This is a genomic window from Flavobacterium subsaxonicum WB 4.1-42 = DSM 21790 (assembly GCF_000422725.1).
GTDB lineage: Bacteria > Bacteroidota > Bacteroidia > Flavobacteriales > Flavobacteriaceae > Flavobacterium > Flavobacterium subsaxonicum.
The window spans coordinates 142301-168494 of sequence record NZ_AUGP01000029.1; the positions used below are offsets into that span (position 1 = coordinate 142301).

26 protein-coding genes are annotated in these 26194 nt (G+C 41.5%); 10 read left to right on the top strand and 16 right to left on the bottom strand.

Features of this window, described 5'->3' with window-relative positions:
• Positions 1 to 28 precede the first annotated feature (28 nt).
• Both dapA and G509_RS0110375 read right to left on the bottom strand, forming a co-directional pair.
• Positions 29 to 907 (bottom strand): 4-hydroxy-tetrahydrodipicolinate synthase, encoded by an 879-nt coding sequence (dapA, locus tag G509_RS0110370; protein WP_026991475.1) that lies wholly within the window; start codon positions 905 to 907, stop codon positions 29 to 31.
• A gap of 2 nt (positions 908 to 909) precedes the next feature.
• The gene (locus tag G509_RS0110375) at positions 910 to 1428 is read right to left on the bottom strand and encodes a DUF6913 domain-containing protein (RefSeq protein WP_026991476.1); all 519 of its coding nucleotides are present in this window, start codon (positions 1426 to 1428) and stop codon (positions 910 to 912) included.
• A gap of 56 nt (positions 1429 to 1484) precedes the next feature.
• Here G509_RS0110375 and G509_RS0110380 point away from each other — a divergent pair, with 56 nt between their 5' ends.
• Complete coding sequence (locus G509_RS0110380) at positions 1485 to 2270, top strand: 5'-nucleotidase C-terminal domain-containing protein (RefSeq protein ID WP_316931121.1); 786 nt, start codon at positions 1485 to 1487, stop codon at positions 2268 to 2270.
• A complete protein-coding gene (locus G509_RS0110385; protein WP_026991478.1) occupies positions 2267 to 3178 on the top strand; it encodes a bifunctional metallophosphatase/5'-nucleotidase in 912 nt (303 codons plus the stop codon). The genes G509_RS0110380 and G509_RS0110385 overlap by 4 nt, the downstream gene beginning before the upstream one ends.
• A 351-nt stretch (positions 3179 to 3529) precedes the next feature.
• Here the strand turns inward: G509_RS0110385 and G509_RS0110390 are convergent, their stop codons facing one another.
• Positions 3530 to 5014 (bottom strand): catalase, encoded by a 1485-nt coding sequence (locus G509_RS0110390; RefSeq protein WP_026991479.1) that lies wholly within the window; start codon positions 5012 to 5014, stop codon positions 3530 to 3532.
• A 342-nt stretch (positions 5015 to 5356) separates the two neighbouring features.
• Between G509_RS0110390 and G509_RS0110395 the strand changes: the two genes are divergently transcribed.
• The 4 genes from G509_RS0110395 (at position 5357) to G509_RS0110410 (ending at position 9163) form a co-directional block, all read left to right on the top strand.
• On the top strand, positions 5357 to 6085 hold the full coding sequence (locus G509_RS0110395; protein WP_026991480.1) for a DUF4197 domain-containing protein: 729 nt from the start codon (positions 5357 to 5359) through the stop codon (positions 6083 to 6085).
• 252 nt (positions 6086 to 6337) lie between these two features.
• A complete protein-coding gene (locus G509_RS0110400) occupies positions 6338 to 7057 on the top strand; it encodes a DUF4197 domain-containing protein (protein ID WP_026991481.1) in 720 nt (239 codons plus the stop codon).
• 265 nt (positions 7058 to 7322) lie between these two features.
• Positions 7323 to 8648, top strand: coding sequence for an HTTM domain-containing protein (locus tag G509_RS0110405; protein ID WP_026991482.1), 1326 nt, complete (start codon positions 7323 to 7325; stop codon positions 8646 to 8648).
• Between the two features lie 77 nt (positions 8649 to 8725).
• A complete protein-coding gene (locus tag G509_RS0110410) occupies positions 8726 to 9163 on the top strand; it encodes a thioredoxin family protein (protein ID WP_035738832.1) in 438 nt (145 codons plus the stop codon).
• Here G509_RS0110410 and G509_RS0110415 read toward each other — a convergent pair whose 3' ends face one another.
• The 7 genes from G509_RS0110415 to G509_RS0110445 form a co-directional block, all read right to left on the bottom strand.
• Positions 9164 to 11347 (bottom strand): DUF6055 domain-containing protein, encoded by a 2184-nt coding sequence (locus G509_RS0110415; RefSeq protein WP_026991484.1) that lies wholly within the window; start codon positions 11345 to 11347, stop codon positions 9164 to 9166.
• Positions 11348 to 11406: 59 nt separating this feature from the next.
• Positions 11407 to 11886 (bottom strand): hypothetical protein, encoded by a 480-nt coding sequence (locus G509_RS0110420; RefSeq protein WP_026991485.1) that lies wholly within the window; start codon positions 11884 to 11886, stop codon positions 11407 to 11409.
• A 57-nt stretch (positions 11887 to 11943) separates the two neighbouring features.
• Positions 11944 to 12519: a hypothetical protein gene (locus G509_RS0110425; RefSeq protein ID WP_026991486.1), complete on the bottom strand. Its 576-nt coding sequence runs from the start codon at positions 12517 to 12519 to the stop codon at positions 11944 to 11946.
• 4 nt (positions 12520 to 12523) lie between these two features.
• Entirely contained in the window at positions 12524 to 13279 is a 756-nt protein-coding gene (locus G509_RS0110430; RefSeq protein ID WP_051200119.1) for an ABC transporter substrate-binding protein, read from the bottom strand.
• Between the two features lie 90 nt (positions 13280 to 13369).
• Complete coding sequence (gene pyrF / locus G509_RS0110435) at positions 13370 to 14209, bottom strand: orotidine-5'-phosphate decarboxylase (RefSeq protein WP_026991488.1); 840 nt, start codon at positions 14207 to 14209, stop codon at positions 13370 to 13372.
• A gap of 203 nt (positions 14210 to 14412) precedes the next feature.
• Complete coding sequence (gene prfA, locus G509_RS0110440; RefSeq protein WP_026991489.1) at positions 14413 to 15486, bottom strand: peptide chain release factor 1; 1074 nt, start codon at positions 15484 to 15486, stop codon at positions 14413 to 14415.
• 86 nt (positions 15487 to 15572) lie between these two features.
• Positions 15573 to 15947: a Fur family transcriptional regulator gene (locus G509_RS0110445; protein WP_026991490.1), complete on the bottom strand. Its 375-nt coding sequence runs from the start codon at positions 15945 to 15947 to the stop codon at positions 15573 to 15575.
• Between the two features lie 221 nt (positions 15948 to 16168).
• Here G509_RS0110445 and G509_RS0110450 point away from each other — a divergent pair, with 221 nt between their 5' ends.
• The 4 genes from G509_RS0110450 to G509_RS0110465 all read left to right on the top strand — a co-directional run bounded on the left by G509_RS0110450 (position 16169) and on the right by G509_RS0110465 (position 20323).
• The gene (locus G509_RS0110450) at positions 16169 to 17071 is read left to right on the top strand and encodes an NAD(P)/FAD-dependent oxidoreductase (protein ID WP_026991491.1); all 903 of its coding nucleotides are present in this window, start codon (positions 16169 to 16171) and stop codon (positions 17069 to 17071) included.
• A 71-nt stretch (positions 17072 to 17142) separates the two neighbouring features.
• Positions 17143 to 17667, top strand: a complete 525-nt coding sequence (locus G509_RS0110455) for a DUF6265 family protein (protein ID WP_035738834.1) — start codon at positions 17143 to 17145, stop codon at positions 17665 to 17667.
• A 40-nt stretch (positions 17668 to 17707) separates the two neighbouring features.
• A complete protein-coding gene (locus G509_RS0110460) occupies positions 17708 to 18274 on the top strand; it encodes a pentapeptide repeat-containing protein (protein WP_026991493.1) in 567 nt (188 codons plus the stop codon).
• Positions 18275 to 18403: 129 nt separating this feature from the next.
• A complete protein-coding gene (locus G509_RS0110465) occupies positions 18404 to 20323 on the top strand; it encodes a S9 family peptidase (RefSeq protein WP_026991494.1) in 1920 nt (639 codons plus the stop codon).
• Positions 20324 to 20364: 41 nt separating this feature from the next.
• Here G509_RS0110465 and G509_RS0110470 read toward each other — a convergent pair whose 3' ends face one another.
• The 6 genes from G509_RS0110470 to G509_RS0110495 all read right to left on the bottom strand — a co-directional run bounded on the left by G509_RS0110470 (position 20365) and on the right by G509_RS0110495 (position 26165).
• Positions 20365 to 22656 carry a hypothetical protein gene (locus G509_RS0110470; protein ID WP_026991495.1) on the bottom strand — a complete coding sequence of 764 codons (2292 nt, stop codon included), beginning with the start codon at positions 22654 to 22656 and terminating at the stop codon, positions 20365 to 20367.
• Positions 22616 to 23644, bottom strand: a complete 1029-nt coding sequence (locus G509_RS0110475; RefSeq protein ID WP_026991496.1) for a hypothetical protein — start codon at positions 23642 to 23644, stop codon at positions 22616 to 22618. Before G509_RS0110475 ends, G509_RS0110470 begins: the two co-directional genes overlap by 41 nt.
• Positions 23645 to 23795: 151 nt before the next feature.
• Positions 23796 to 25259 carry an aminoacyl-histidine dipeptidase gene (locus G509_RS0110480; RefSeq protein ID WP_026991497.1) on the bottom strand — a complete coding sequence of 488 codons (1464 nt, stop codon included), beginning with the start codon at positions 25257 to 25259 and terminating at the stop codon, positions 23796 to 23798.
• Positions 25260 to 25288: 29 nt separating this feature from the next.
• On the bottom strand, positions 25289 to 25630 hold the full coding sequence (locus G509_RS0110485) for a DUF5615 family PIN-like protein (protein WP_035738836.1): 342 nt from the start codon (positions 25628 to 25630) through the stop codon (positions 25289 to 25291).
• Position 25631: 1 nt separating this feature from the next.
• A complete protein-coding gene (locus G509_RS0110490) occupies positions 25632 to 25865 on the bottom strand; it encodes a DUF433 domain-containing protein (protein ID WP_026991499.1) in 234 nt (77 codons plus the stop codon).
• Between the two features lie 39 nt (positions 25866 to 25904).
• Positions 25905 to 26165: a (2Fe-2S) ferredoxin domain-containing protein gene (locus G509_RS0110495; protein WP_026991500.1), complete on the bottom strand. Its 261-nt coding sequence runs from the start codon at positions 26163 to 26165 to the stop codon at positions 25905 to 25907.
• Positions 26166 to 26194 lie beyond the last annotated feature (29 nt).

Sequence of the window (26194 nt, forward strand, 5' to 3'; positions counted from 1 at the left end):
TACGTATATTTAAAGTTGTACCGTAAAATTAGGCGATTTTTTTTACAAAAGCAGCAATCCTGCCCGCTAAATCGGCGTTTACGTTAACCAACGGAAGCCTTACAACATCTTCGCAAAGGCCCAGTTCTTTAAATATATGTTTGATGCCTGCCGGGTTGCCCTGCTCAAAAATCATATCAATCGAGTCGGCAATAAGGTAGTGCAGTTTATAGGCTTCGTCTACCTTGCGCTCTAAGCCCAGCTTAACCATTTGCGAAAATTGTTTAGGGAAACCCTCGGCAATTACAGAGATAACCCCTGCCCCACCGGCCAATACCATAGGCAGTGTTACCATATCGTCGCCCGATATTACAAGGAAACCGTCGGGCTTGCCCTGTATAAGGCGCATGGCCTGTACAATATCTCCGGCAGCTTCTTTAATGCCCACAATGTTCTTAAAATCGTTAGCCAGCCTAAAAACCGTTTCGGGCAGCATGTTGCTTGCCGTACGGCCGGGCACGTTATATAATATTACAGGTAGCGGAGATGCTTCGGCAATAGCCTTAAAATGCTGGTAAACGCCTTCCTGCGTTGGTTTGTTATAGTAGGGAGAAACCGACAGTATGGCTGTAAACGCCGACAAGTCGCGCGATTTTAGCTCATCGGTAACTTCTTTAGTATTGTTGCTGCCAATACCCAACACAAGCGGCAGCCTGCCGTTGTTTGCCTTTATAACCGTTTTTATAACAAGTTCCTTTTCATCCTTATCCATAGTGGCCGGCTCTCCTGTAGTACCAAGTACTACAAGGTAGTCTATACCGCCGTCTATCTGGTAGTTAACAATTCTTTCCAGAGCTTCTGTATCTACAGAAAGGTCTTTTTTAAAAGGGGTAATAAGCGCAACGCCCGTACCTGTTAATGACTGCATGGTTATATTTTGTTTAGTATTTTTAAATATTTAAAAAGCTCTGCCACAAACTCTTTGTATTTTTCGGCCTGGCTTTTAATCATAAAATTATTAAGGCGGTTATCTACCGTTGCAAACCCGGCCTTAAACTTAGCCTGGCTTTTAATGGTTGGCAGCTCCAGCGGAGCCTTGCCCACATCATAATAGCTTATTAGCAAATCAAAAGGCTTGTTCATAAAGGCGGTAACATCATCTTTCTGAAAAACCCCCGCGCCAGATATATCGGCCCGTGTGTAATAACAGCAGTCCATAACCTCGCCCTTTTTTACAGCATCTTTAAAGCTAAGGGTATCTATATTGCTGCGCTGTATGCCGTTGCTAACCAGCTCTTTTATAAGCGCTTCTTTTTGCGTAAAGTACGTCTCATCTAAAAGCACCCCCACTGTAACTACTTTACCGGGGGCTGTTGCGGCCTTATAATTGTGTAAACTTTTCTTAACAATCTTTTTTAGGCCAAAATCTTTAATAAACTTCAAAAACATAGTACTTTTATTGCCGATTGCAAAAATATTGAATAAAAAGGTCAACCGCAATGAGAATGACTAAAAAGTATAACACATACCGCAACGGGTTTGTTTTATTTTTAACAACGGCCTTGTTATCTGCCTGCGGCGCGCCCGCGTTTCGCAACACTGCTATCGAAGCAAAAAAGCTGCCCATTACCAACCAATATGCCGATAACCAGGATATTGAAAAATTCATCCTCCCGTACAGAGACCACATAAACAAAGACCTGGACAGCGTTTTGGCCTATTGCCCCGAAACAATGGATAAAAGCAACAGCATTAACGGCTGGCAGACTACTATAGGCAATTTTCTTGCCGATGTTACTTTTGATAAGGCCGCCACCCTTTTTAGGGCAAAGGAAAACCGGAGCCTGGATATCTGCCTGCTTAACCACGGCGGTATCCGGTCGATTATCCCGAAAGGGCCGGTTACTGCCCGCACCGCTTTTGAGGTTATGCCTTTTGAAAACAGCCTTATGGTGGTGGCGCTTAAAGGAGAGCAGGTGCTGGAAATGGCGCAATACATTGCCCGCGAAAAGAAACCGCACCCTTTAGGAGGGATGCAGATTGTGTTAGATAAAGACAATGCAGTTAAAACGATTACCATTCAGGGCAAGCCCCTGGAGGCCGGTAAGATCTATAACGTTGCTACATCTGACTATTTGTATAATGGCGGCGACAGCATGGATTTTTTAGGCAAGGCTGTTGCCACGTACTACCTGGATTATAAGCTGCGCAACATTTATATTGATTATTTTAAGGAGGTTGACACGCTGCCCATTATTCGTACCGAACGCATTATAACCCAAAAGCCATGAAAAGAAGGGAATTTATACAAAAAACGGCTGCCGGCAGCGCCCTGGTTATGGGCGGGTTATCGCTTAGCAGTTTTGCCGGCCCCGAAGTTAAAAAGCTTACCATACTGCACACTAACGATGTGCACAGCCACATAGACCCTTTCCCGATAGACGACCCTAAATTTGCTAACATGGGCGGCGTGGCGCGCAGGGCAAGCATTATTAAGCAAATACGTAGCGACGAGCCTAACCTGCTGCTGCTGGATGCGGGCGATGTTTTTCAGGGCACGCCTTACTTTAACTATTATGGCGGCGAACTGGAGTTTAAGCTTATGAGCATGATGCAGTACGACCTTTGCACCCTGGGCAACCACGATTTTGATAATGGTATTGATGGTTTTAACGCGCAGCTGCACAATGCATCGTTTAGTTTTGTGTCGGCTAATTACGATTTTAAGAACACCGTGCTGGATGGCATCGTTAAGCCCTATAAGATTTTTATGAAGGACGGACTTAAAATTGGCGTTTTTGGCCTTGGCATTGAGCTTAATGGCCTGGTTAACAAAAACCTGTATAAAGAAACTGTTTACAACAACCCTATTGATGTTTCTAAAGATATGGCGCGTATTTTAAAGCACTCTGAAAAGTGCGACCTTGTAATTTGCCTGTCGCATCTTGGGTTTATTTATGCTAACGATAACCAGAAAGTATCTGACCTGATGCTGGCCCGCGCCACTAAAGACATTGACCTTATTATTGGCGGCCACACCCACACGTTTTTAAACAAGCCCTACATTGAGAAAAACGCCGCCGGAAACGAAGTACTGATAAACCAGGTGGGTTGCTACGGCCTAAATCTGGGCCGCATTGATTTTACTTTTGAGAAAGGTGGGAAAATTAAATCGGGAGGCAAAACGATTGTTGTTTAAGTAGCAAAATCATCAAGTCGAAAGTCATCAGGTCGAAAGTCACAAGGTCGAAAGTTAGAAATTTGAGTCCGTAGTAAAATTTCAAATCGAAGTCAAGTCAAAAAATTCAGAGTTGAAAATTGGATGCAAAATATCGGCTACCCACATCTTTCGACTTGATGACTTTCGACTTGATGACTTAATGCGAATCTCAAAGTCCGAAAGTGAAATATTAAGCACTTTTTTGCCTGTTTTGAGTCTATTATCTTTCGTCTATTTTCCCTCCCTCTTTTTCACAAAATAAAAAATGCCCACTACTTTCGTAGCAGGCATTTTCATCCAACCAATTAATCCAATCACCTATTAATTATCTTACTGCTGCCTAAACATGGCAGGGTCTATTTGTATGTTAAGTCCCTTAGCTACACCAAGTCCCAGGTTTATATCGGCCCTAAACCAGTGGCACAGCTGTCGGTTAATAATTTCGTCGCGTTTTGGGCCTGCAATGCCACTCATAGCACCCACTATGTTACTGATAGTGTTTTGTTTAGCCTGCTCATCCATCAATTTAAACAGGTTGCCCGGCTGGCTGTAATGGTCGTTTTCGCCGGGGCCGTTACGGTCGTACCAGTCGGCCGTAAGGCTATCTAACTCAAGGGCAGGCTCTTTGTAGCTGTGGTCGGCCACAATGTTATCAAAACTGTTAGGGTAATAGTTAGCGTTGCTGCCGCCGTTGCCGTCTACACGCATAAGGCCATCGCGCTGGTAGTTATTGGTCATGTACGGGCAGCGGTTAACCGGTATCTGCTCGTAATTGGTACCCAAGCGGTAACGTTGCGCATCTGGGTAGCTTAATAACCTGCCTTGCAGCATTTTATCAGGGCTATAGCCAATACCGTCTACAATATGGGCCGGTGCAAAAGCAGCCTGCTCCACATCCTGGTAGTAGTTTTGGGGGTTGCGGTTAAGCTCCATCTCGCCAACATCCATGAGCGGATAATCAGCATGTGGCCACACTTTTGTAACGTCAAACGGGTTTATATGATAGGTTTTGGCCTCAGCCTCAGGCATTACCTGTATTTTAAGGTGCCATTTTGGGTAGTTGCCCTGTTGTATGTTCTCAAAAAGATCGCGCTGGGCAAAATCAAGATCTTTACTCTTCATTTCAGCAGCATCGGCATCGGTAAAGTTCCTAATGCCCTGCGCGGTTATAAAATGGAATTTCACATAAAAACGCTCATTATCAGCGTTTATCAGCGAAAAAGTATGGCTCCCGAAACCGTGCATGTGGCGGTATCCTACGGGTGTGCCCCTGTCGCTCATCAGTATTAACACCTGGTGGAGGCTCTCGGGGTTAAGCGACCAGAAATCCCACATCATGGTGGCCGACTTCATATTCGTCTGCGGGTCGCGTTTTTGGGTGTGTATAAAGTCTGAGAATTTTTTAGGGTCTTTTATAAAGAACACAGGGGTGTTGTTGCCCACGAGGTCCCAATTGCCGTCTTCGGTGTAAAATTTAAGGGCAAAACCGCGCGGATCACGCTCAGTATCAGGGCTTCCCTTCTCACCACCTACAGTACTAAAGCGAAGGAACATACCTGTTTGCTTGCCAACTTCAGAGAAAATTTTAGCCTTGGTATACTTTGTAATATCGTGGGTAACCGTAAAAGTGCCAAACGCCGCCGATCCTTTAGCATGCACTACCCTTTCGGGGATGCGCTCGCGGTTAAAGTGGGCCATTTTTTCGTGAAGGATAACATCCTGCAAAAGTATAGGGCCGCGTGCGCCAACGGTTTGAGAGTCTTCGTCTTCGTAGTAAGGGCGGCCTGAAGCCGTGGTAAGTTTATCTTGAGACATACGCTTGTGTGTTTTATTGATTTCGTTATACAAATTTAGTTTTTGATAGATTATACTTATAGTATTGGCAATTGATTTTTTCTATTAAGGCATAGTGAATGGTCAAGGTTTGGGGTTGCTTTTGATATACCAAAATCAAACCACATTAATACAGTATTAGTAATCAATAAATTACCAAATAGCTGAGTGCAATTTTTAACGATATGTCGCTATTTGAGTGTCTTAATAATGAAATAACGTAGCTTTTTTACCGCTAAAAAATGCCTGTTTACCTCTAAGCCATTATCTACAACAATAAACAGGAATGGTTTTTGTTTACCTTTGTTTAAACCACAATATAAAATGAAAAAATTACTATTATCTGTACTGATAGCAACAGCCGTAACTACCGCCGCCAATGCCCAGCTTAAAAGCATTTTATCTAAGGCTAAAGAAAAAGTAGCCTCCGGAAGCACAGGCTCTTTAGGCACAAGCGAGATTGGATCGGCACTAAAAGAGGCACTTAATAAAGGTGTAACAGAGCAGGTTACCAAACTTACAGCCACCGATGGGTTTTACAAAAACGAAGCCGTTAAGATATTACTGCCCGAAGAATTGCAAAAGGTAGATAAAAAATTACGCCAGGTGGGCCTTGGTAGCCTTGCCGATGAAGGTATTAAAGTGCTTAACCGCGCCGCCGAAGATGCTGTAAAAGAGGGTACCCCAATTTTTGTGAATGCCATTACCAGCATGACCCTTACCGATGCCAAGGGCATTTTAATGGGCGCCGATAATTCGGCTACAGCCTATTTGCAAAAAAGTACCTCAACACCACTATACGCTAAGTTTAGCCCCGTGGTTAAAACATCGCTAAGCACGGTGGGTGCCGATGAAGTTTGGGCAAAAATTATAGCCAAATATAACGCATTACCATTGGTTACCAAGGTAAACCCGGACCTTACCGATTATGTTACCAACAAAACCATGGACGGTGTTTTTAAAATGATAGCTGTAGAAGAGAAAAACATTCGTACGAACATCGCATTCAGGACATCAGACCTGCTTAAAAAGGTATTTGCTATGCAGGATTAATTTCTATATCAATATATTACAAATTGCCGCATGGTTTTCCTGTGCGGCTTTTTTATTAGAGGGCGTCATCGCGAGGTACGAAGCGATCTCACTCGAAATGAACTACAAGCCCACATGACGGGATTGCTTCGTACCTCGCGATAACTATGCTCCTGATGAGTATCTATAAAACTTTTACCACAAATTTATCAGTACCCCTATTTCAAATTTGTTAAAAAAGTGGTTGCTTTACAGTATAAATTCTACAGAAATATGAAAAAACTCATCCTGCCCATAGTTGCCTTATGCCTAACACTTTCGGGCTGTGCAGAGTTGCAGCAGGCAGCAGCACAGTTTCCGCAGGCCACCGGAGTACTATCTAATGCCGATATTGCAGCCGGCCTGAAAGAGGCTTTAGATAAAGGTATAGACCAACAGGTTACCAAACTTACCGCTACCGATGGTTTTTACAAAAACCAGCTGGTTAAGATACTTTTACCTGCCGAATTACAAAAGGTAGATAAAACCCTGCGCGACATTGGCCTTGGCAGCCTTGCCGACGAAGGCCTTAAGATGATGAACCGCGCTGCCGAAGATGCTGTTAAAGAAGCTACCCCAATATTTGTATCGGCGGTTAAGAACATGACGTTTAATGATGCAAAGAATATTTTGTTGGGTAATGATGAGGCTGCAACCACCTATTTAAAGGGTACAACAACATCGCAACTGTACACCAAATTTAACCCGGTTATAAAAACATCGTTCAGTAAAGTAGGTGCAGATAAGGTTTGGAGCAGCATTATAAACAAGTACAATACGCTGCCCCTTGTAACCAAGGTAAACCCGGACCTTACCGATTATGTTACTACCAAAGCGTTAGAGGGCGTATATAAAATGATAGCTGTGGAAGAAAAAGAGATTCGCAACAACATTAACGAGCGTACATCGGTACTGTTAAAAAAGGTGTTTGCATTGCAGGACAGCAAAAGCTAAAATTTTAATCTTCAATAACATACAAATAACATAACCTTAACAATTGAGTCAAAATATTTTTGGTAATTTGCATATCAATAAATGGTTTTCTCACATTTGGTTAGGGTTAGTTAGAAGGAATGCCGGTAGTTATACTACCGGCATTTTTATTTGGCGTAATATAGCGCTGAAAATTCTGAATTATAACAACATTTTAAATCGTCTGAAAAAAACGAGCACCATAATTGCAAGATAATTATGTATTTTTACTGCATTATATAACTATATGATGTTAGCCTTACACAAAAGAATTGACAATGCCCCGCTTATTATTTTTAGGATAATGCTTGGCATTTTACTGGCATGGCATTGTATAGACCACATGGTAGACGGCACGGTACGCAAACTGTATATACGCCCTAAATTTACCTTTAACTTTATTGGTATGGACTGGCTCCAGCCACTGCCCGGCAACGGAATGTACTGGTATCATGGCGTTATGGCATTTTGTGCGCTTTGTGTGACTATAGGCTTTTTATATCGCTACACCCTTAGCTTGTTTGCAATACTATTTGCCGGAACGTATTTTATGCAAAAAACGGTTTACAACAACCACCATTATTTATTAATACTGCTTTGCATTATACTGCTGCTGCTGCCGGCCAACGCCTTTGCCAGTGTAGATAGCAAAATTAACCCTAAAATAAAGCGCTATAGCATGCCACAGTGGTGCAGCTATGTACTTATTGCCCAAATGGCAATTGTGTATTTTTTTGCTGCTATGGCAAAACTATACCCCGATTGGCTAAATGGTACTTTTCCTGGCTTTATAGTGGGCAATCATGGCCTGCACAGGCTGGGCGGCCTGCTACAGCACAACTATTTTCATAGGTTTATTGCTATAGGAGGCTTTTTTTTCGATTTACTTGTGGTACCCATGTTGCTTATTAAAAAAACACGCAACCTGGCTGCATTAGCATCGGTTGGGTTTCATACTTTTAACTGGTACCTGCTACATATTGGTATATTTCCGTTTCTATCATTAAGCTATCTCGTGTTTTTTTACCCTTCTGATAGGGTTAGGGCACTATTCTTTTGGAAAAAACCACCGCTTAATCAGGTTATAGAAGAACCCGAAGACCAACACAATAACCTGCTTATTCTTAAATATTTTTTTATACCTTACTTTATTATACAACTTGCCCTGCCCGTACGACACCATTTTATTAAAGGTGATGTGGTATGGACCGAAGAAGGCCACAGGCTAAGCTGGCGTATGATGCTACGGCTTAAAAGTGGCGAGACTATTTTTAAGATAAAAGATAAGAAAACCGGCGAACGGTTTGATTTTGATTATACGCTGCTGTTTACAAAAAGGCAAAATAAGCGCTTTTCTGGTAAAGGCGATGTTATATGGCAGGGCGCACAGCGTATTAAAGCCTATTATGCCAAACAAGGCAGGGATGTTGCTGTGTATGTAGATAATAAAGTTAGCCTTAACCGCCGGCCCCCACGACTTTACGCAGATCCAAATGTAGACCTGGCATCGGTACAATGGAACTACTTTGGGCACAACGAATGGATACTGCTTTATGACGATTACCCCGAATAATGATACTATTTATCGTTAATAGTTAAATAGATTTTGAAAACCGGCTAACTTTTATACTTTTGCGAAAAATTAAAAGGGTGAAAAAGTCGCTTTGTGTACTGTTTATTGTTTTGCATACCGCAGCCTACAGCCAGGAATGGAACACAGATTTTGATGTTGCCAAAAAGCAATCGGCCACAACAGGTAAAAATATCCTGTTGGTATTTTCCGGACCCGAATGGTGCACAAACTGTACCAAGCTGGACGAACTGGTGTGGGACAGCCCCGAATTTAAGGCTGAAGCCGAAAAGAGCTGGGTGCTGCTGCGTGCCGACTTTCATGAAAAGAAAGGCATGCCCGAACCGGTAAACGTAAACGATATGAAAATGGTGCTTGCCGAAAAGTATAACCGCGATGGGTTTTTTCCGTTTGTGGTATTGTTAGATAAAACCGGCAGGCGCATTGGCAAAACCGGTTACGAAAACCTGGACACCGCTGCTGCTTATGTAGCGCTGTTCAAGAATTTGGCGCGCTAATTAATGCGCTATCACTACCCTTACCCATTGCTTTTTACTATCTGATATAACCTCCGCCAGATAAACACCATCGGCCAAAGAAGATGAGTTAACGGTAAAGCCTTCTCTACTTTGTTTTACTACCACATTAACTACTGCGCCAACTGCGTTGTAGAGTTTTAGGCTATTAGTCTCTCCTGTTGCCTTAACCGTAAACTCGTTAACAGCCGGGTTAGGGTAAATTAACACAGTATTATCTGTAACAAAATTATTAGGCACAGCTAAAGCCAAACAGTTGGGCAAGGTTTCGCAGTTGCATAGCATTTCCATCTGTTGGGCTGTAAATTGCGTGTAAGTACTATTTACATCGCTATTTTCTGGATGGTCTGCCGTACGGCCATCGCAAGCCAATAGGTTATCTTCATAAAAATTAGTAAGCTTATAGTAAACACCGTTATCGCAACTGCCTTCGGCGTTGTATACTACCACGTCTCCGCCAACCTCAACGGTTCCGCTAAGATTATAATTAGTAACCCGCGCCCTCATGCCAACCAGGGCATTACCGCTCATTACTGCATTTTCTACAAAAGCCTGGCCTTGTATAATAGCATTTCCGCTATAAGTACCGCCATTAACAAAAGCATTATTAAGCACTTTTGCACTACCGCTTATAATGGCATCTTTAACCAGCGCCGTATTTTCTAAGCGCACATTGCCCGTAATCTGGGCATTCCCTAAAACTATAGCAGACGGGCTTACATAAACACTTGACGCTACCGATGCCGATGCAGCAACCCAACCACCACCATTAGCATGAACAGCACCATCTGTTTTTAACTGCTCCCTGAAATTTGCCGGTTCCTGAAAACCTTCCGGCACCGCACCTGTTATGGTAAGTTCATAAGGGAACCTGAAATGCTTTGGGTAGCCATGCCATGTATCGTTGGTAGCATTGGTGGTAGTATCGTTAAACGGCGCACCCATAACCATAAGGTACATTGCGGTTTCATCGCCCTCTAACGCAAAGGCAATCTCGGCAGTATTGGCACTATAGGTGTCACTGTAACGGCTAACGGTACCATCAGGGTGTGCCGTTACAAATCCGTAGCGCCATCCGGCATGTATGTTGGCATCGGTATGGCCTTTAAATTTTACGATAACCGAACAACTTTCGGCATCTACATGCAGCGGTACTATATTATACGAATACTCTTCCGGTGCCTGCTCAATGGGTATGGCGTAACGATTTTCTGTCCCTTCAACCTTTGTTAATACATTATATGCAGCCTGAACCGTGGGCAGGTAATTAAGCTGATCGGCAGCCCTATACTCCCTTAGATAATTCCCAAGATTGTTATATTCAAAATCAAAGGTTGCCATTCGCCTTATATGGCTATACATAATCGTATTAAACTGTTCCTGGTTATAGTTGCCCAGCCTTTTGTAAGCTGCTATTGGATATTCGTTACTTAACGATTCCCTCCATAAACGGTTAACCATGTTAATACCTTCGGCATCCATAATTGCAAAAAGCAAAGGATAATTTTCGTAAGTATTTTTCCAGTCGCCCCAGGTTTCTAAATGGTATACATCCATACCCCAGGCCGTTACATCCTGCGGATAGATAAGGTTACGCATAAAATTGGCATGGGTTTCCCAAAAAATACCCGCATTGTTCCAAACGGGGCCAAGGCCGTTAGCGTTACGATAATCTATAACACATTGCGCCTGCAGGCTGTGCACCAGCTCGTGCGCGGCTACATCGCCGGTTTGCATGGCTATAGGGTGCACCCAAAACGCACCTATAACTCCATCTACATCGCCGCCGTTTGCAAAACCCTGAACCACATCGGGTCCATAAGTGCCATACATTATTATGGGTATTTTATATTGGGCGAGATTTGTGCCTGCCGAATCGTCTAAAAAACCAAGGTCTTTAAAATTATCGTACAGCATTTCCATAGTATTTAATATGGTTTGCGGATTAAATGCTAACGAAACATCTGCGGTATAACTTGCAGGATCTGTGCCTACAGTATTGCCCCATATCATGATAAAATTATCGCTTTGTGCGGTTTTATCCCAGGTAAACTGGCCGCCTTCTATCGTATTGGTATCCTGAATGTAAAGGGGGATATAAACGGTTTTCTGAGCAAATAAAGGCATTGCCAACAGGCAGGCAAAAGAGAGTAATAGTTGTTTCATACTATAGGTTTACATAATAGTAAATCTATAAAAAGAAATGGATTACACAACAATAGTACTCAAGATTTAAGACGACTACCCAAAGCTATAAATTTGTTTATCCTGCCCGAAAAGAAAATTGGTAACGCTAACGTTATCAATAACGCTGCATTAATAATTAAGTAAGACAGATATCCAAATTTATTAGGAATAACTTCTGAATATTTAGCTCCTGTTTTATCGTATAAGATAAGTATAAATAGTATCCAAAATAACAAAACAGAATGTGCCCACCCCCACTTTTGCTTAATTACAATGTACAAGGATATTGAAAATGATAGTAAAAGGCCTGTCAAAGCTCCTATTGATAAATAAAGCAAAAAAAGAAAACCATTGTATTTCTCAATAATATCCCATTTATTAGCTGCCTGATGATATTCTTCCAAAAAATCTGTAAACCACATTTTTACAATTATCTGGCTGGCACAAGATATAAGCCATGTGGCTAAAAAATGCAATAACAATAACCTAAAGTTAATAAGGTTAATAAAATTTTTCAATGCTATTGGCTTTTTTTATATTGGATGCCCAAATATACACTTTTATTAGCTTAACGGCTATTGGGCAATAATCCCCACCTGTGTTGCTAAAACTTCGTTATTTGTTACCAGTAAGTTAGATGTCATTCCTACAACCTCATCATCGCTTTCGCTTAAAAACTGGGCAGTGCTAATATAGATGGTTTCTCCGTTAGAAAATTCGAGGGCAATATATTGTGGCGATACGGTTTTGGGTGCCCTCTTAAGGCCTAAAATTCCGCTGCCGGGTTTGTAGGTATTTATTTCCTGCCAGCCGATGCGTACATCTGTAATGGTTTCAGAAATTACGCTCTTCCAAACGGTTTCTTTAGATACATCCCACATTTGATACACAGGCGACGGACCGAATTCATTAATTTTTAACCCAACCTCGTATTGCACAAAGTGGCTGTCCCACCAAAACTCAACGACATCATTATTTCTCGAATATAAAAATACCGAATAGCCAACCGTATCGATATCAGCAAAATGGGTTTTGTAATTAGGTTCGGCAGATTGATGAAGCAATTCGGCATATTTAGCCTTAACAAGCTGTAGGCCAATTAACTGTTTGCAATGGTTATGATATAAGGTATGCCTGTGGGTAAAATCCATATAATCAGGCAGGCTCCTGCATCCTGTCCTGCAATTTTTTAAAGTAGTCAAAGGCTTTTACCAGCCTGCTGCCGTACCAGCTAAACATTTCGCCATCTACAAAAATGGTTTTAGCGTGGTGGGTGTGGCGGCCAAGTTCAAAAGCATCTTCATCTTTAAACGGATAGGGTTCTGACGATAAAAAAATCGCATCGGGGTCGCCCTGAATACGCATTTTTTGCACCACCACTTCGGGGTAGCGGCCTTCCCTGTCCTCGTAAATGTTGCTAAAGTGGTTTAGCTTCATCATTTCGTTTATAAACGTACCGTTGCCGGCAGCCATGTAGGGGTCTTTCCAGATAAAGTACGCCGTTTTAAGCCACTCGCGGCCCTTTATAAACTTTTCAAAATCCTGCTGGGCGTAGTTTATTTTATCTATCCACTGGCGCGACTGCGTGCGAACGCTAAACAGGCGGCCAAAATCGTCGATCATTCTAATAACATCCTGTATGGTAACAATATCGCTAACCCATACCGGGGCAATCTGGCGCATGGCTTCTACAATCTCCAGCGTATTTTCTTCCTTATTGGCAATAATAATATCAGGCTGTAAAAGCTGCACTTTATCGGCATGCACCTTTTTAGTACCGCCAATAATGGTTTTGGTGGATTTTAAGTGGTACGGATGCACGCAAAACTTAGTAATGCCCACAAGGCGGTCTTCGAGGCCTAAGTCGAACAGCAGCTCTGTAATAGAGGGCACCAGGCATACTATGCGCATGGGCACGGCACTTAGGGTTATAGTTGTACCGGTCTGGTCGGTAAAAGTTTTGGTTTCAGGTTTCAAATTAGGATATTCTAAAGGCGCTGATTAAAGGTCTATTTTGGCAAGCTGCCCATCTAACAATATCTTATGCATTTCCTGTTGCACCTTAAGAGCTTCTTCGCGGGCTTTTTCGGCAAAATTGGTACCGTTACCCGCATAAAGAATAGCACGCGATGAGTTTACAAGCAGGCCAACATGGTTGTTCATACCATATTTGCATACCTCTTCAAGACTGCCGCCCTGTGCCCCCACTCCGGGAACGAGTATAAAGCTATCCGGAATTATTTTACGGATTTCTGTAAAATATTCGGCTTTGGTAGCACCCACCACATACATGAGGTTTTGGCTGTTAGCCCACGTTTTAGATGTTTCTAAAACCTGTTTGTACAACTCTTTATCGCCCGCCACTTTTGTCTGAAAATCAAAAGCACCTCCGTTAGATGTTAGTGCCAGCAGTATTGTAAACTTGTTCGGCACTGCCAAAAACGGCTCCACACTATCTTTGCCCATATACGGCGCTACAGTAATAGAGTCGAAATTCATATCCTGCAAAAATGCCTTGGCATACATGGCCGATGTATTGCCAATGTCGCCGCGCTTGGCATCGGCAATAGTAAATACCTCGGGGTGTTTATCATTAAGGTATTTAATGGTTTTTTCAAGCGAATTCCATCCCTTTAAGCCATACGCTTCAAAAAAGGCCGTATTGGGTTTATAGGCCACAGCAAGATCGTGTGTGGCATCTATAATGGCTTTGTTAAACTCAAATATAGGGTCTTCGGTATCCAGCAGGTGTTGCGGTATCTTGTTTAAGTCTACATCAAGGCCTACACATAGAAACGATTGTTTTAGACGTATTTGTTCGAATAACTGTTGGGTGGTCATTGTTTGTGTGTTGATAGTTGCTTTTGCAAAAATAAGGATTTTATATTGAAAATCCATGAGGGAAATGGAACGCGGATGACGCCAATGCTTCGCAGGACGGATTTTAGCAACTGGATAAATCCGTGTCAATCAATTTTTAAATCCGCGTTATCCGTGTTCCATAAATCGCAAAAAAAATCCCGCCAAAGCGGGATTCCTGATATTTAATAAACTTCTGTTTCCTTAAGTTTTTCTGTGTTGTTAACCAACTGAAGCTCGTCGATCATTTTGTGGATGTTGCCATTCATAAAACCATCAAGGTCGAATAAGTTAAGCCCTATCCTGTGATCTGTAATACGGCCCTGAGAATAGTTATACGTACGGATCTTAGCCGAACGGTCGCCACTGCTTACCTGAGAGGTACGTGTAGCCGCATCTATTTCCTGTTTTTTGGCAAGCTCCATTTCATAAAGGCGCGAGCGTAAAACCTGGGTTGCTTTATCTTTATTTTTATGCTGCGATTTCTCGTCCTGGCACTGCGCCACCAAACCTGTTGGCAAGTGCGTTAAACGTACAGCCGATTTGGTTGTGTTAACCGACTGCCCACCGGGACCAGACGAACAGAAGTAATCAATACGTACCTCGTTCATATCCAGCTGTACATCAAACTCTTCAGCTTCCGGCAATACCATTACCGTAGCAGCAGAGGTGTGTACACGGCCCTGGGTTTCTGTTTGTGGTACACGCTGCACACGGTGTACACCGGCTTCAAACTTAAGTGTACCGTAAACATCTTCTCCGCTAACTTCAAAAATAACCTCTTTAAAGCCACCCGATGTACCTTCGCTAACGTCTACAATACTGGTTCTCCAGCCTTTGTTTTCGCAATATTTGGTATACATCCTAAATAAGTCGCCTGCAAAAATACTGGCCTCATCGCCACCGGTACCGGCACGAATCTCTACCATTACATTCTTGGCATCTTCTGGATCTTTAGGTATAAGCATAAATTTAATCTCGTCTTCCAGTTCCGGAAGCCTTTTCTTAGCCTCATCCAATTGCATCTTGGCCATCTCTACCATTTCGGCATCGCTGCCGTCGGCCATAATTTCCTGGGCTTCTTTAAGGTTGCCCGTAACAATTAAATATTCGTCGCGCTTGTCTACCAGCGCCTTTAAGTCTTTATACTCTTTATTTAACTGTACATAACGTTTTTGGTCGGAAATAATATCCGGCTGTATAACAAGGTCAGATACCTCATCAAAACGCTGCTTTATATACTGTAACCTGTCTAACATAGTCTTTTCCCTTTAATTGAAAGTGCAAAATTACGTAATTTTTTTGATTCTCAATACACTATACTTAATACAAAAACCGTACCTGTTTAAGCACAGCTTTTGCAGTAGCCGGTAATCCAGCTGCTGCTGTTTTGCAGCCTGTAGCCATCGGGTAGTGTAAAGGTAACCTGCTCCTGCAGGCACTCTACCTTTTCGCACCCAAGGCACCTAAAATGAAAATGATCGTGCGCATGGTTATGCTCCTCGCAGCTGTGGCACAGGGCAAAGTAAAACTTACCATCATCGGCCAGAATTTTGTGGGTAACACCATCTTCGCAAAAGCGGTTAAGCACACGGTAAATAGTAACACGGTCCATTACACCTTTAACCTCTGCCTCTATCCTTTCCTGGCTTAACGCGGAATTGGCTGCCTGCAACAGCTCCATTATCATTTTTTTGGCGGGTGTGTTTCTCCTGTTCATTTATTAATGCAATTAAGTTGCAATAATACGGAATTTATTTATCTTTACCAAATTATTGTGATAATGGAACACGGATAATACGGATGGAGGCATACGCGGATTTACATGGATTTTATAATTAGATTCATTGATGCAATACATAATTAAAATCTGCGTAAATCCGCGTCATCCGCGTCATCCGCGTTCTAAAAATATACAGTTCAATCATCAATCAAAAAAAAATGCAAACAAACTACGAAGTAATTATAATAGGCGGCAGCTATGCAGGCCTATCTGCTGCAATGGCATTGGGAAGGGCATCGCGCAATGTATTAATAATAGATGCCAATAAACCCTGCAACCGCCAAACGCCGCATTCGCACAACTTTTTAACGCAGGATGGCGAAACCCCAGCAGCAATTTCGGCGAAAGCCAAAGAGCAGGTAATGGCCTACCCTACCGTAACTTTTTTAAACGATAGTGCTGTTAAGGCAGCTTCCGCAGAAAACGGGTTTAGCATTACGACAGAAAACGGAAAAACCTTTACAGGGAAGAAATTACTACTTGCCACCGGTATAAAGGATATTATGCCTGAAATTGATGGTTTTGCAGAGTGCTGGGGGATATCGGTTATCCACTGCCCGTACTGCCACGGCTACGAAGTTAAAAACCAGCCAACTGCTATTTTGGCTAATGCCGATGCCGCCATGCATTACGCCCAGCTCCTGTTACAATGGACGAAGGACCTGACGCTCTTTACTAACGGCCCTGCCCTATTTACTAATGAACAGACAGCCAAACTGCAAAAGCACAACATTGCAGTTATTGAAGGCGAAGTAGCCCGACTTGAGCAGCAAAAGGGTCAGCTTGAGAGCATAGCGCTTAAAAATGGCAGTACCCATAATTTTAAGGTGCTGTACTACAAGCCGTCTTTCGAGCATCATACCAATTTGCACGAGCAGCTACACTGCGCTGTTAACGATATGGGGTTTTTAGCTATCGACGAATGGCAAAAGAGTGAAGTATACGGAGTTTATGCTGCCGGAGATTGCACCACCCCAATGCGATCGGTGGCTATGGCGGTAGCACAAGGCATGAAAGCCGGTGCTATGATAAATAATGAATTAGCTTCCGAGGCTTTTTAATTGGCTGATAATTGTCATGTTATCTGTATATTTATTTTGATTACTTTGCACTATACTTAATTAACCTCACCATGAAATTACTGAAATTTTCCGCGCTTGCCCTGATTGGCCTTGGCCTTATAACATCGTGTAAAAAGAAAGAAGAAGTTACCGATGTACCGCTTTCGGATACTAAAACCACTCAAAAATACCACCAGATAAAAGAGTTTGCCTGGCTGGAAGGCACTTGGGAAAACCCTACCCCACAAGGCACCTTTACCGAAACCTGGAAAAAAGCAGATGATTCTACCTTTACAGCCATAAGTGTTTTTGTTAAGGCTAAAGATACCCTGTTTCATGAAACGGTGGTGCTGGACCAAAAAGGCGATTCGCTACATTACATTGTTACCACAAAAAACCAGAAAGACGAGAAGCCGGTATCGTTTACCCTTAAAAGCTTTACGGCCAACAGCTATGTTTTTGAGAACAAGCAGCACGACTTTCCGCAGAAGATAACGTACACTAAAGTTACTAACGACTCTATAGTGGCCGAAATAAGTGGCACTAAAAATAATAAGCCCGGGTTGGAGCAATTCCCCATGAAAAGAAAGCAATAATTGGCGTCGGCTTCCTAAATTAGCGGTTTAAATTCGACTCATGAATATTATAGAAAGTACCGTTTACAAAAAAGAAGATTTTACTCAACACCCATTGCCTGTTGCCGAATATGATAACTGTACTTTTATAGATTGCCAGTTTAGCAACGCCAACCTTACCGGCATTATTTTTACCGAATGCCGCTTTGATGGCTGCAACCTGGGTACGGCCAACGCTAAGGGTACGGCTTTTAAAGATGCTACTTTTATTAATTGTAAACTGTTAGGGCTTAACTTTAGCGTGTGCGAACCGTTCTTATTTTCGGTACAGTTTGAGGGTTGCCAGCTGCAATTTGCATCGTTTTATAACCTTAAGCTTAAAAGCACCAAATTTATAAAATGCAATGTGCAGGAGGTTGATTTTACCCAATCCGATCTTAGCGGTGCCACCTTTAAAGAGTGCGATTTGCTTAAAGCGGTCTTCCAGAATACCGTTTTAGAGAAAACCGACTTCAGGTCTGCGTACAACTATGCCCTTGACCCGGAAATGAACCGCATTAAAAAAGCAAAATTCAGCCGCGAAGGCCTGCCGGGACTACTGCACAAATATGGGATTGATATTTCGTAACCCTATACATAACCTGACTCATAAATTCCTGCTTCTTAAGTGGGAATTTTTATTTTATTTAACAAGCATTTTTTTATTACATTTGACTTATAAGTTTGATAAACAAACAAATAACCAACCTTTAATATAATGAAAAATACGTATCCTTACCTTTTAGGAGGCTTGCTGCTGTGCGCAGTTTCCTGCCAGAAAGAAGAAAAAGCCGAGGCGCGCATACCTAAACAATTTGCCCTGGAAGACCTGTTTGACACTAAAAGCATAGCGGGTGCTGATTTTAGCCCTGACGAAACTAAGATATTGGTAGACAACAACACTACCGGAATTTTTAACGCCTACGAACTTAATATTGCCGATACTACGCAAACTGCTCTAACCAAATCTACTAAAGAGTCTGTTTTTGCGGTAGATTATTTGCCGGGCAACGCCAATAAGTTTGTATACTCCAGCGACCAGGGTGGTAACGAAGACAGCCACCTTTATGTAATGGACCGTAAAACCGGCACTCCACAAGACATTACCCCATGGCAGGGAAGCAAAAATATGTTTGGCCGCTGGACTATAGACAACAAGAGCTTTTACCTTATAAGCAACAAGCGCGACCCCAAGTACTTTGACCTCTACAAGATGGATACCCTTACCTGGACACCTACCCTGCTTTACGAAAATAAAGATGGCATACAGCCTTACACTATTAGTAACAACGACCAATATGTTGCCCTGACTCAGGAAATAACGGCCGATAAAAGCGAGCTGTTTTTGTATGACAACAAAACAAAAACCTCTAAACGCATTAGCAATGATAATGAGGCCAACTGGAACCCGGTAACTTTTGAAAGGGATAACACTGCATTGTACTACACCAGCAACGATGACAATGAGTTTAATGCCCTTTATAAATATGATATTGCCAGCGGTAAGTCGACCAAGGTATTTTCGGATAAATGGGATGTTGCAGGTGTAAGCCTTAGCAAAAATGGTAAATACCACGCCGTTTTTATTAATGATGATGGTAAAAATAAAGTATTGCTTTTTGACCATGCTACCAACAAACAAATAGACCTGCCCGATCTGGAAGACGGGGATATTTTAGATGTAATAATATCAGAATCGGAAACCAAGCTATTGCTAACCGTGGGCAGCAGTACGAGTTCTGCGAACCTGTATGTGTACGATATGGCTACCAAAAAATTAAAGCAGCTTACGCGTACACTATCTAAAAAAATAGACCAAAACGATCTTGTTAAAGCCGAGGTAGTGCGCTTTAAATCGTTTGATGGTAAAGAGATTCCCGCTATTTATTACAAGCCGCTACAGGCCTCTAAAGAGGCTAAAGTACCTGCGCTTGTTTGGGTACATGGTGGCCCGGGTGGGCAAAGCCGCATTAACTATTCCAACGCCATACAGTATTATGTAAACCATGGCTATGCGGTGCTTGCGGTAAACAACCGTGGCAGCAGTGGCTATGGCAAAACTTTTTACAAGCTTGATAATAAAGACCACAGTAACGGCGACCTTAAAGATTGCATTTGGGGTAAAAAGTGGCTGGCCCAGCAGGATTACATCGACCCAAATGCCATTGGCATTTATGGCGGCAGCTATGGCGGTTGTATGGTGTTAGGTGCATTGGCATTTCACCCTGAAGAGTTTAAAGTGGGTGTAGATTTATTTGGTGTTGCCAACTGGCCGCGCACGCTTAAAAGCATACCCGCCTATTGGGAGGCCGGCCGAAAAGCCATGTATGATGAAGTGGGCGACCCTTACAGCGCCGATAGCGTTAGGCTTAAAAATATTTCGCCACTATACAACTATCAAAAAATCAACAAGCCACTTATTGTATTACAGGGCTCTAACGATGTTAGGGTGCTGCCCATAGAAAGCGAAGAAATTGTAAACGGCGTAAAAAAGAACGGTGTACCGGTAGAGTATGTTGTTTTCCCTGACGAAGGCCACGGCTTTATGAAAAAAGAAAACCAGCTTACAGCCGCCAAAAAAACACTTGCCTTTTTAGACAAGTACCTTAAACCAAAAGCACAGCCTGTTGCCAAATAAAAATATCAAACCCCCGTTTATTGCTAAACGGGGGTTTGTTTTTAACGGCGGGCCCTAAAATAATCAGTAAAGGCGGTACAGCTGCTTTCACTGCTTAGCTCTTTATAATACTCAGGATATTTGTTTAGTATGGCCGTATAATAATCGCCCTTGTTATCTCCTTTTTCATCATCTATATGTGCCATCATACGCAGGCATAATGCTTTAAACTTAGCTGTTTTAGCATGCTTTATTGCCAGAGTATAGTATTTTTTTGCAAGGTTAGCTTCACGATATTCTTTTTCATCTTCAGCTATGGTGGTATTATAATTACTTGTCCAGTAAAAACGTCGCATCATCCAGGAATTGCCGTCCTCTGTCATATTATAGTAGCATGTGGCAACTAAAAAGTAATAATAGTCCCTATCTTTCTCTTTAACATTTTCGGCCTTGTCCAGATAATTTATCAGGTATTTTGTAACCGTATATTTATTGTACATAATACTATCTTTTACCGGTATAAATTTGGGTGTATGTTTAATATCGTAAAACGGGCTTTTATTAAACAGGTCGCCATAAAAATCTGCTTTTCCACGTTCCCATGCCGAATAATTCATATCCCAGTATTCCCTGCCCACACTTTTAAAGCTCGACAGTGCCTCTTTTAATTTATTCTGCCTTATGTACTGTGTACCTAAAAGATCGTACAGACTTTTTACCTCATTTTTAAGCGAGCTGAATTTCCACACCGAAAATGCATCCTGAGCGGTATTTTTTTCAATTGCCCTTATAAGCCCGATGGTTTGCTGTGGCGTATAATACACATTTATGTAGTCAAAATAATTGGTATAAAAATCGCCGTAGGTAGTATCATCATTTTTAAGGGTACGCCAATAAGCCGCTGCCGAATCGTTATCGTATTCTCCCGTATAATCAACATCATTGGTAAGTTTAGAATATAATAGGGCGGCATCGCTGGTATTGCCTTTATACTCTAACTCCCGCCCAAGTGCAAACAAAAACTTCTGGTTTTTTTTATTACTCAAGATTACAGGCTTAACATTATCTAAAATAACGGCGTTGTCCTGCGGCTGACTGGCAGTGAGTGCCAGCGCTTTTAGCTGTTGCAACTGTTTAAAGGCAGTGGTATTTTTATTTAAAACAGTTTCTAAAGATGCAATACTATTAAGGCATGCAGCGTAGTTTTTTACCGAAAACAATAGCTGCACTTCGGCAAGTTTCCAGAATTGTGCATTTTCAACAACAGATTTATCTACAGATTGTACAAATTGCAGCACCTTTGCAGCATACTGCCTGTCGTGTTCTACCCTTTCTAAAACAATTTTTGCAGAATCATCCATCGTATCATAGTTGGTAACAATAGATGGAGCAAAAAGCGAATAGTAAGGCGTATATATCCAATCTTCTATCTTATTTACCTCGCGCAGCAGTAAAAAAGACAGCCCTTCTGAACCTGCATTATATCTGTAAGCTTCTTTTATTTCTTCTAAGGCGCGGTCAGACCGTATTATGCCCGCAAGCACGTACACATTGGCACGTTCTTCGTTAGTTTTCGCAAATTTTAAAACCTTATCAAAAGGTATTGCCCTATTGTAGCTCCAGCTAATCATAAAGCGTTTTTCGGGGGCATGGGCAAATACCTGTGCCGCATAAAAGTTAGCCAGTGCCGGATCGGTCTCGGTAAGCGTTGTAAAATAAAGGCTCCAGTAATAAACAATATCCTTATTTTTTATGGTAGCAAAAAAAGTATCGAACAAACTGCGCAGCTTATCTTTTTGTTCATTATAATAAGCCATGCGTATGGCTAAAAAAGTATAGCGCAGCTTGAGCTCTGTATTGTCAGCTTTTGCTGCCAGTACTATAGCCTGGTCTATAATATTGGTACGCTGTGGTATGGTAATATTATCTGTACGCTCCCAAGGGTCTTCGTAATAGGTATTCATAAGCTCGCATTTTTTTGCGAACAGCAAATAATTTATAGCCTGGGTATCTTTAACTGCAAACAGGTATTTTACCATTTTGTTGTCCGATTTTTTATTAAAATCTTTATCAGATAGGGTGTAAACTGCTTTTTTAATTTCTGCCTGAGGCACCTTACCCTTGCAGTAGTTATACCACAACTGTATGTTAGGTTCGGTTTCGTTAACACCGTAAAGTTCTTTAGGGCTAAACGATTGTGACGAATAATCAAATTCTGAAAAGGTTTTATAGCCATAATACCGCGGCTTAAAAAAGCAAAAGCGTATATCTTCGCCATACGGATAAAAACCGCAAGCATTGGCAGTAATACTGCTACTTAGTAAAACCAGTATAAAAAGCTGCAATTTCTTCATGGCTGTAACGGCTTAATTGTTCTTGATCTAAATGAAAAAGGCTTACGGTAATATCTCTATCCAGTGGTACATATTTTTTTATAATGGCTACCGCCTTATTTAACTGTTCTGCGGTTTGCTCCTCTATCTTTACCTTATCGCCGGACCTGATGTAAAAATCATTTATAACAGTATCTTTTTTAACCGTATACCACAAAGGCTTGTTTGGGGTAAGAATGGTTTTAATATCTTTAGTATTGGTATAAACAACCTGTGCAAAATGGTCGTTTTGGTACACCTGCATCCACGAATATACGGGCAGGGCCACATCCAGGTGCAACGGATACTTTTTACCCGAATTTAAATAGGCATGCAACTCATTAATATCCAGTATCGAATTTTTTTCGCGTTCTTGTAACGGGTTTAAAAGATTGTAGCACATAAGCATGGCTTTATCTACCGGTGGTACTCCCATTTTATCCGGATACTTGTAAGGATAAAGACGCAACGTACAGCTTATCTTTTTGCCCGATACCTGTTTTAATTTTTTAAGAAAGTAAAAATAACTGTCTTTTGTACTAAGAGTCCAGTCGCAATCCATCTGGTACTCGTCTACATTGGCTACGTTATGAAACTTATCTTTCGTGTATTTATCTATCAAAAAATTAACGTTGTCGGCCAGTGCATCCATGTCTGATGGCTTCGCTTTTTTAAACACCTCATTAGTAATATATACTGTAGGTATAAGGCTTGTAATGTTATCGTTGCTGTAAAGATGCAAATCAGTTTTAGCAATCGGTACATAACCCACAAGGTCATTTTTCTCTACCTCAAAAAACTTTACATAAATTTTCTTTACCTGTAACGTATCCATCAGTTTATTTTCCTGATCTGAAAGTTGGTAATCGTTGCTTTTCCAAAAATAGAAAGCCCTTTCAACACGCTCTGCCTTGTGCGAACACGACCATAACAATGCCGGCAGCAGTGCCAGCAAAAACATTTTTTTCATGAGGGATATTGGTTTAGGCATGTAACGTAAAATCGTATTAAAATTATATGATTTGTTCAGTATATTTAATAAAAAAACCTGCTTATTTCTAAACAGGTTATTAACTTTTTTATTGACCTACGTCTGTCAAATGATAACTGACAACTGATGACTATTTTACCGGTATGTTCTCCAGTATTTCCAGTACAAATTTCCAGTATTTTTGAGCAGATGATATGCTTGCCCTTTCATCGGGGCTATGGGCACCTTTAATGGTAGGCCCAAAAGATATCATATCCATATCCGGGTAGTTGGTGCCTAAAATACCACACTCAAGGCCGGCATGGCAGGCGGCAACATTAGGCTTTTCACCGTTTTGTTTTTCGTAAATATCTTTAAGCACCTCTAAAATAGCCGAATCTACATTAGGTGTCCAGCCCGGGTACGAGCCGCTTTGGGTAACCTCGCAGCCAATAAGTTCGAAAGTGGCGCGTAAGGCATCGGCAAGGTCTATCTTAGAACTCTCTACAGACGAACGCGTAAGGCAGCCAATGTAAATTTTGCCGTCTTTTACAATAACGCGGGCAATGTTGTTAGAGGTTTCTACAAGGCCTGAAATATCAGCACTCATGCGATACACTCCATTATGCGCAGCATAAATGGCACGAATAAGGCCTTCCTGCACACCAAGGTCCATAACCTTTTGCGGTACAACATCTATTTTTTCGAAGATAATTTCCAGGTTAGGCTCCATGGTTTTAAGCTCGGCTTTAATTTCGCCAATAACCTGTTGCATATCAAACACAAAAGCTTCATCAAAAATGGTAGAGATAATAACTGTAGCAACGCTCTCTCGCGGAATAGCGTTACGCAGGCTGCCACCATTAATTTCAACTATCTGAAGGCCAAAATTCTCAAAGCTGTCAAATAATAAACGGTTCATAATTTTATTGGCATTACCCAACCCTTTATGAATATCCATACCACTGTGGCCACCATTTAAACCTTTAACAGTAATAGTGTATGCCGCCGAATTTTCGGGGGTATCCTCTGTATTATACTCACGCTCTGCGGTAACATCTATACCACCGGCACAGCCAATACCAATTTCGTCATCCTCCTCAGTATCTAAATTTAAAAGAATATCACCTTTAAGCAATCCGCCTTTAAGGCCCATAGCACCCGTCATTCCGGTTTCTTCATCAATAGTAAACAAGGCTTCAAGAGCCGGATGTTTAATATCGGTGCTTTCTAAAACAGCCATAATAGTAGCAACACCAAGACCGTTATCTGCACCCAGGGTTGTGCCTTTAGCACGCACCCAGTCGGCATCTACATACATTTCTATTCCCTGCGTATCAAAATCAAAAACGGTATCGCCATTTTTTTGATGCACCATATCCAGGTGGCTTTGCAGCACAACCGTTTTACGGTTTTCTAAACCCGGTGTGGCAGGTTTTTTAATAATAACGTTGCCCACCTCGTCTACAATGGTTTCAAGGTTTAATTTCTCGCCAAACCCTTTAATAAAAGCAATAACCCTTTCTTCTTTTTTAGACGGGCGTGGTACTTCATTCAGGTCGGCAAATTTATTCCAGAGCGCTTTTGGCTCCAGGTTTCTTATTTCCTGGCTCATGTAAATGTTATGTATTTAGTGTTGTTGTTTTATTGGATAGCCTCTATTCTGTTTTTAAAAACATTTACCAATTTGTTGCTCTCATTCAATATTAATATATCATTCCATAATTTGGACGTAGTATCGTAAAAATCTTTCATTTTCATATTACCAAAACGTATATGAATAACTTTAGGAGGTGGTTGACGTAGTAAAATTTTATTTGAAAAGTCACTGTCTTTGGTAATGATAGTCATATCATTCTCCTGTGCATATCTCCAAATTTGTTCATCCGACCATTCGTCATTAATATCTTTTTGATGAACAAAATTCTCGGTATTCCATAAAGAAAAATAATATGGCAGATTAACATCAATTAAAAAGTCGGCCATATTAAGCGACAGTTTTAATAGTGAAGTTTCTATTCATTAAGTCAGATGCAAATTTTATACAAGCATCAATATCTTCAAGCACTAAAGAAGGATATTGATTAAGAATTTCTTCCTTGGTTTCTCCTGCTCCTAAAAATTCAAGAATAGTTTGTACAGTAATACGTTTGCCACGGATAGTAGGTTTTCCATTGCAAAGCTTTTCGTCAATCGTAATTCTGTCAGCTATATATTCCATCTTTTCAAAATATAAGTATACAAAGATAATCAATTTGAATTATAAAAAATACTCTTTAAAAATGCCCTTTACGTTCTTATCTTCGACCTCTCCCAACCATATATTTTTGGGCTGAAGGCTAACCACAGGGGCGCATTTGCAATTATCGGTGCAGTCCATACGCACAACGGTAACCTCTTTTTTAAGTCCGTTGTCTTTAATGGCCTGCTTAAATTGTTGACGGATATCATCGCTATACCGCCCACACTTTTTACCATCGCAAACAAAAATAACCTTCTTGGGTGCATCAATCTTTTTCATGGGGCAATTTGTGTTTATCCAATACAAAA

Coding starts and splice junctions, on each gene's coding strand:
- G509_RS0110390 (WP_026991479.1), bottom strand. CDS start 5,014: ATGTCTCAAGATAAACTTACCACGGCTTCAGGCCGCCCTTACTACGAA.
- pyrF (WP_026991488.1), bottom strand. CDS start 14,209: ATGACCACCCAACAGTTATTCGAACAAATACGTCTAAAACAATCGTTT.
- G509_RS0110400 (WP_026991481.1), top strand. CDS start 6,338: ATGAAAAAACTCATCCTGCCCATAGTTGCCTTATGCCTAACACTTTCG.
- dapA (WP_026991475.1), bottom strand. CDS start 907: ATGCAGTCATTAACAGGTACGGGCGTTGCGCTTATTACCCCTTTTAAA.
- G509_RS0110465 (WP_026991494.1), top strand. CDS start 18,404: ATGAAAAATACGTATCCTTACCTTTTAGGAGGCTTGCTGCTGTGCGCA.
- G509_RS0110485 (WP_035738836.1), bottom strand. CDS start 25,630: ATGGCCGACTTTTTAATTGATGTTAATCTGCCATATTATTTTTCTTTA.
- G509_RS0110430 (WP_051200119.1), bottom strand. CDS start 13,279: ATGCGCATAGTATGCCTGGTGCCCTCTATTACAGAGCTGCTGTTCGAC.
- G509_RS0110395 (WP_026991480.1), top strand. CDS start 5,357: ATGAAAAAATTACTATTATCTGTACTGATAGCAACAGCCGTAACTACC.
- G509_RS0110450 (WP_026991491.1), top strand. CDS start 16,169: ATGCAAACAAACTACGAAGTAATTATAATAGGCGGCAGCTATGCAGGC.
- G509_RS0110385 (WP_026991478.1), top strand. CDS start 2,267: ATGAAAAGAAGGGAATTTATACAAAAAACGGCTGCCGGCAGCGCCCTG.
- G509_RS0110380 (WP_316931121.1), top strand. CDS start 1,485: ATGACTAAAAAGTATAACACATACCGCAACGGGTTTGTTTTATTTTTA.
- G509_RS0110490 (WP_026991499.1), bottom strand. CDS start 25,865: ATGGAATATATAGCTGACAGAATTACGATTGACGAAAAGCTTTGCAAT.
- G509_RS0110425 (WP_026991486.1), bottom strand. CDS start 12,519: ATGGATTTTACCCACAGGCATACCTTATATCATAACCATTGCAAACAG.
- G509_RS0110475 (WP_026991496.1), bottom strand. CDS start 23,644: ATGAAAAAAATGTTTTTGCTGGCACTGCTGCCGGCATTGTTATGGTCG.
- prfA (WP_026991489.1), bottom strand. CDS start 15,486: ATGTTAGACAGGTTACAGTATATAAAGCAGCGTTTTGATGAGGTATCT.
- G509_RS0110480 (WP_026991497.1), bottom strand. CDS start 25,259: ATGAGCCAGGAAATAAGAAACCTGGAGCCAAAAGCGCTCTGGAATAAA.
- G509_RS0110455 (WP_035738834.1), top strand. CDS start 17,143: ATGAAATTACTGAAATTTTCCGCGCTTGCCCTGATTGGCCTTGGCCTT.
- G509_RS0110415 (WP_026991484.1), bottom strand. CDS start 11,347: ATGAAACAACTATTACTCTCTTTTGCCTGCCTGTTGGCAATGCCTTTA.
- G509_RS0110375 (WP_026991476.1), bottom strand. CDS start 1,428: ATGTTTTTGAAGTTTATTAAAGATTTTGGCCTAAAAAAGATTGTTAAG.
- G509_RS0110495 (WP_026991500.1), bottom strand. CDS start 26,165: ATGAAAAAGATTGATGCACCCAAGAAGGTTATTTTTGTTTGCGATGGT.
- G509_RS0110470 (WP_026991495.1), bottom strand. CDS start 22,656: ATGAAGAAATTGCAGCTTTTTATACTGGTTTTACTAAGTAGCAGTATT.
- G509_RS0110405 (WP_026991482.1), top strand. CDS start 7,323: ATGATGTTAGCCTTACACAAAAGAATTGACAATGCCCCGCTTATTATT.
- G509_RS0110460 (WP_026991493.1), top strand. CDS start 17,708: ATGAATATTATAGAAAGTACCGTTTACAAAAAAGAAGATTTTACTCAA.
- G509_RS0110445 (WP_026991490.1), bottom strand. CDS start 15,947: ATGAACAGGAGAAACACACCCGCCAAAAAAATGATAATGGAGCTGTTG.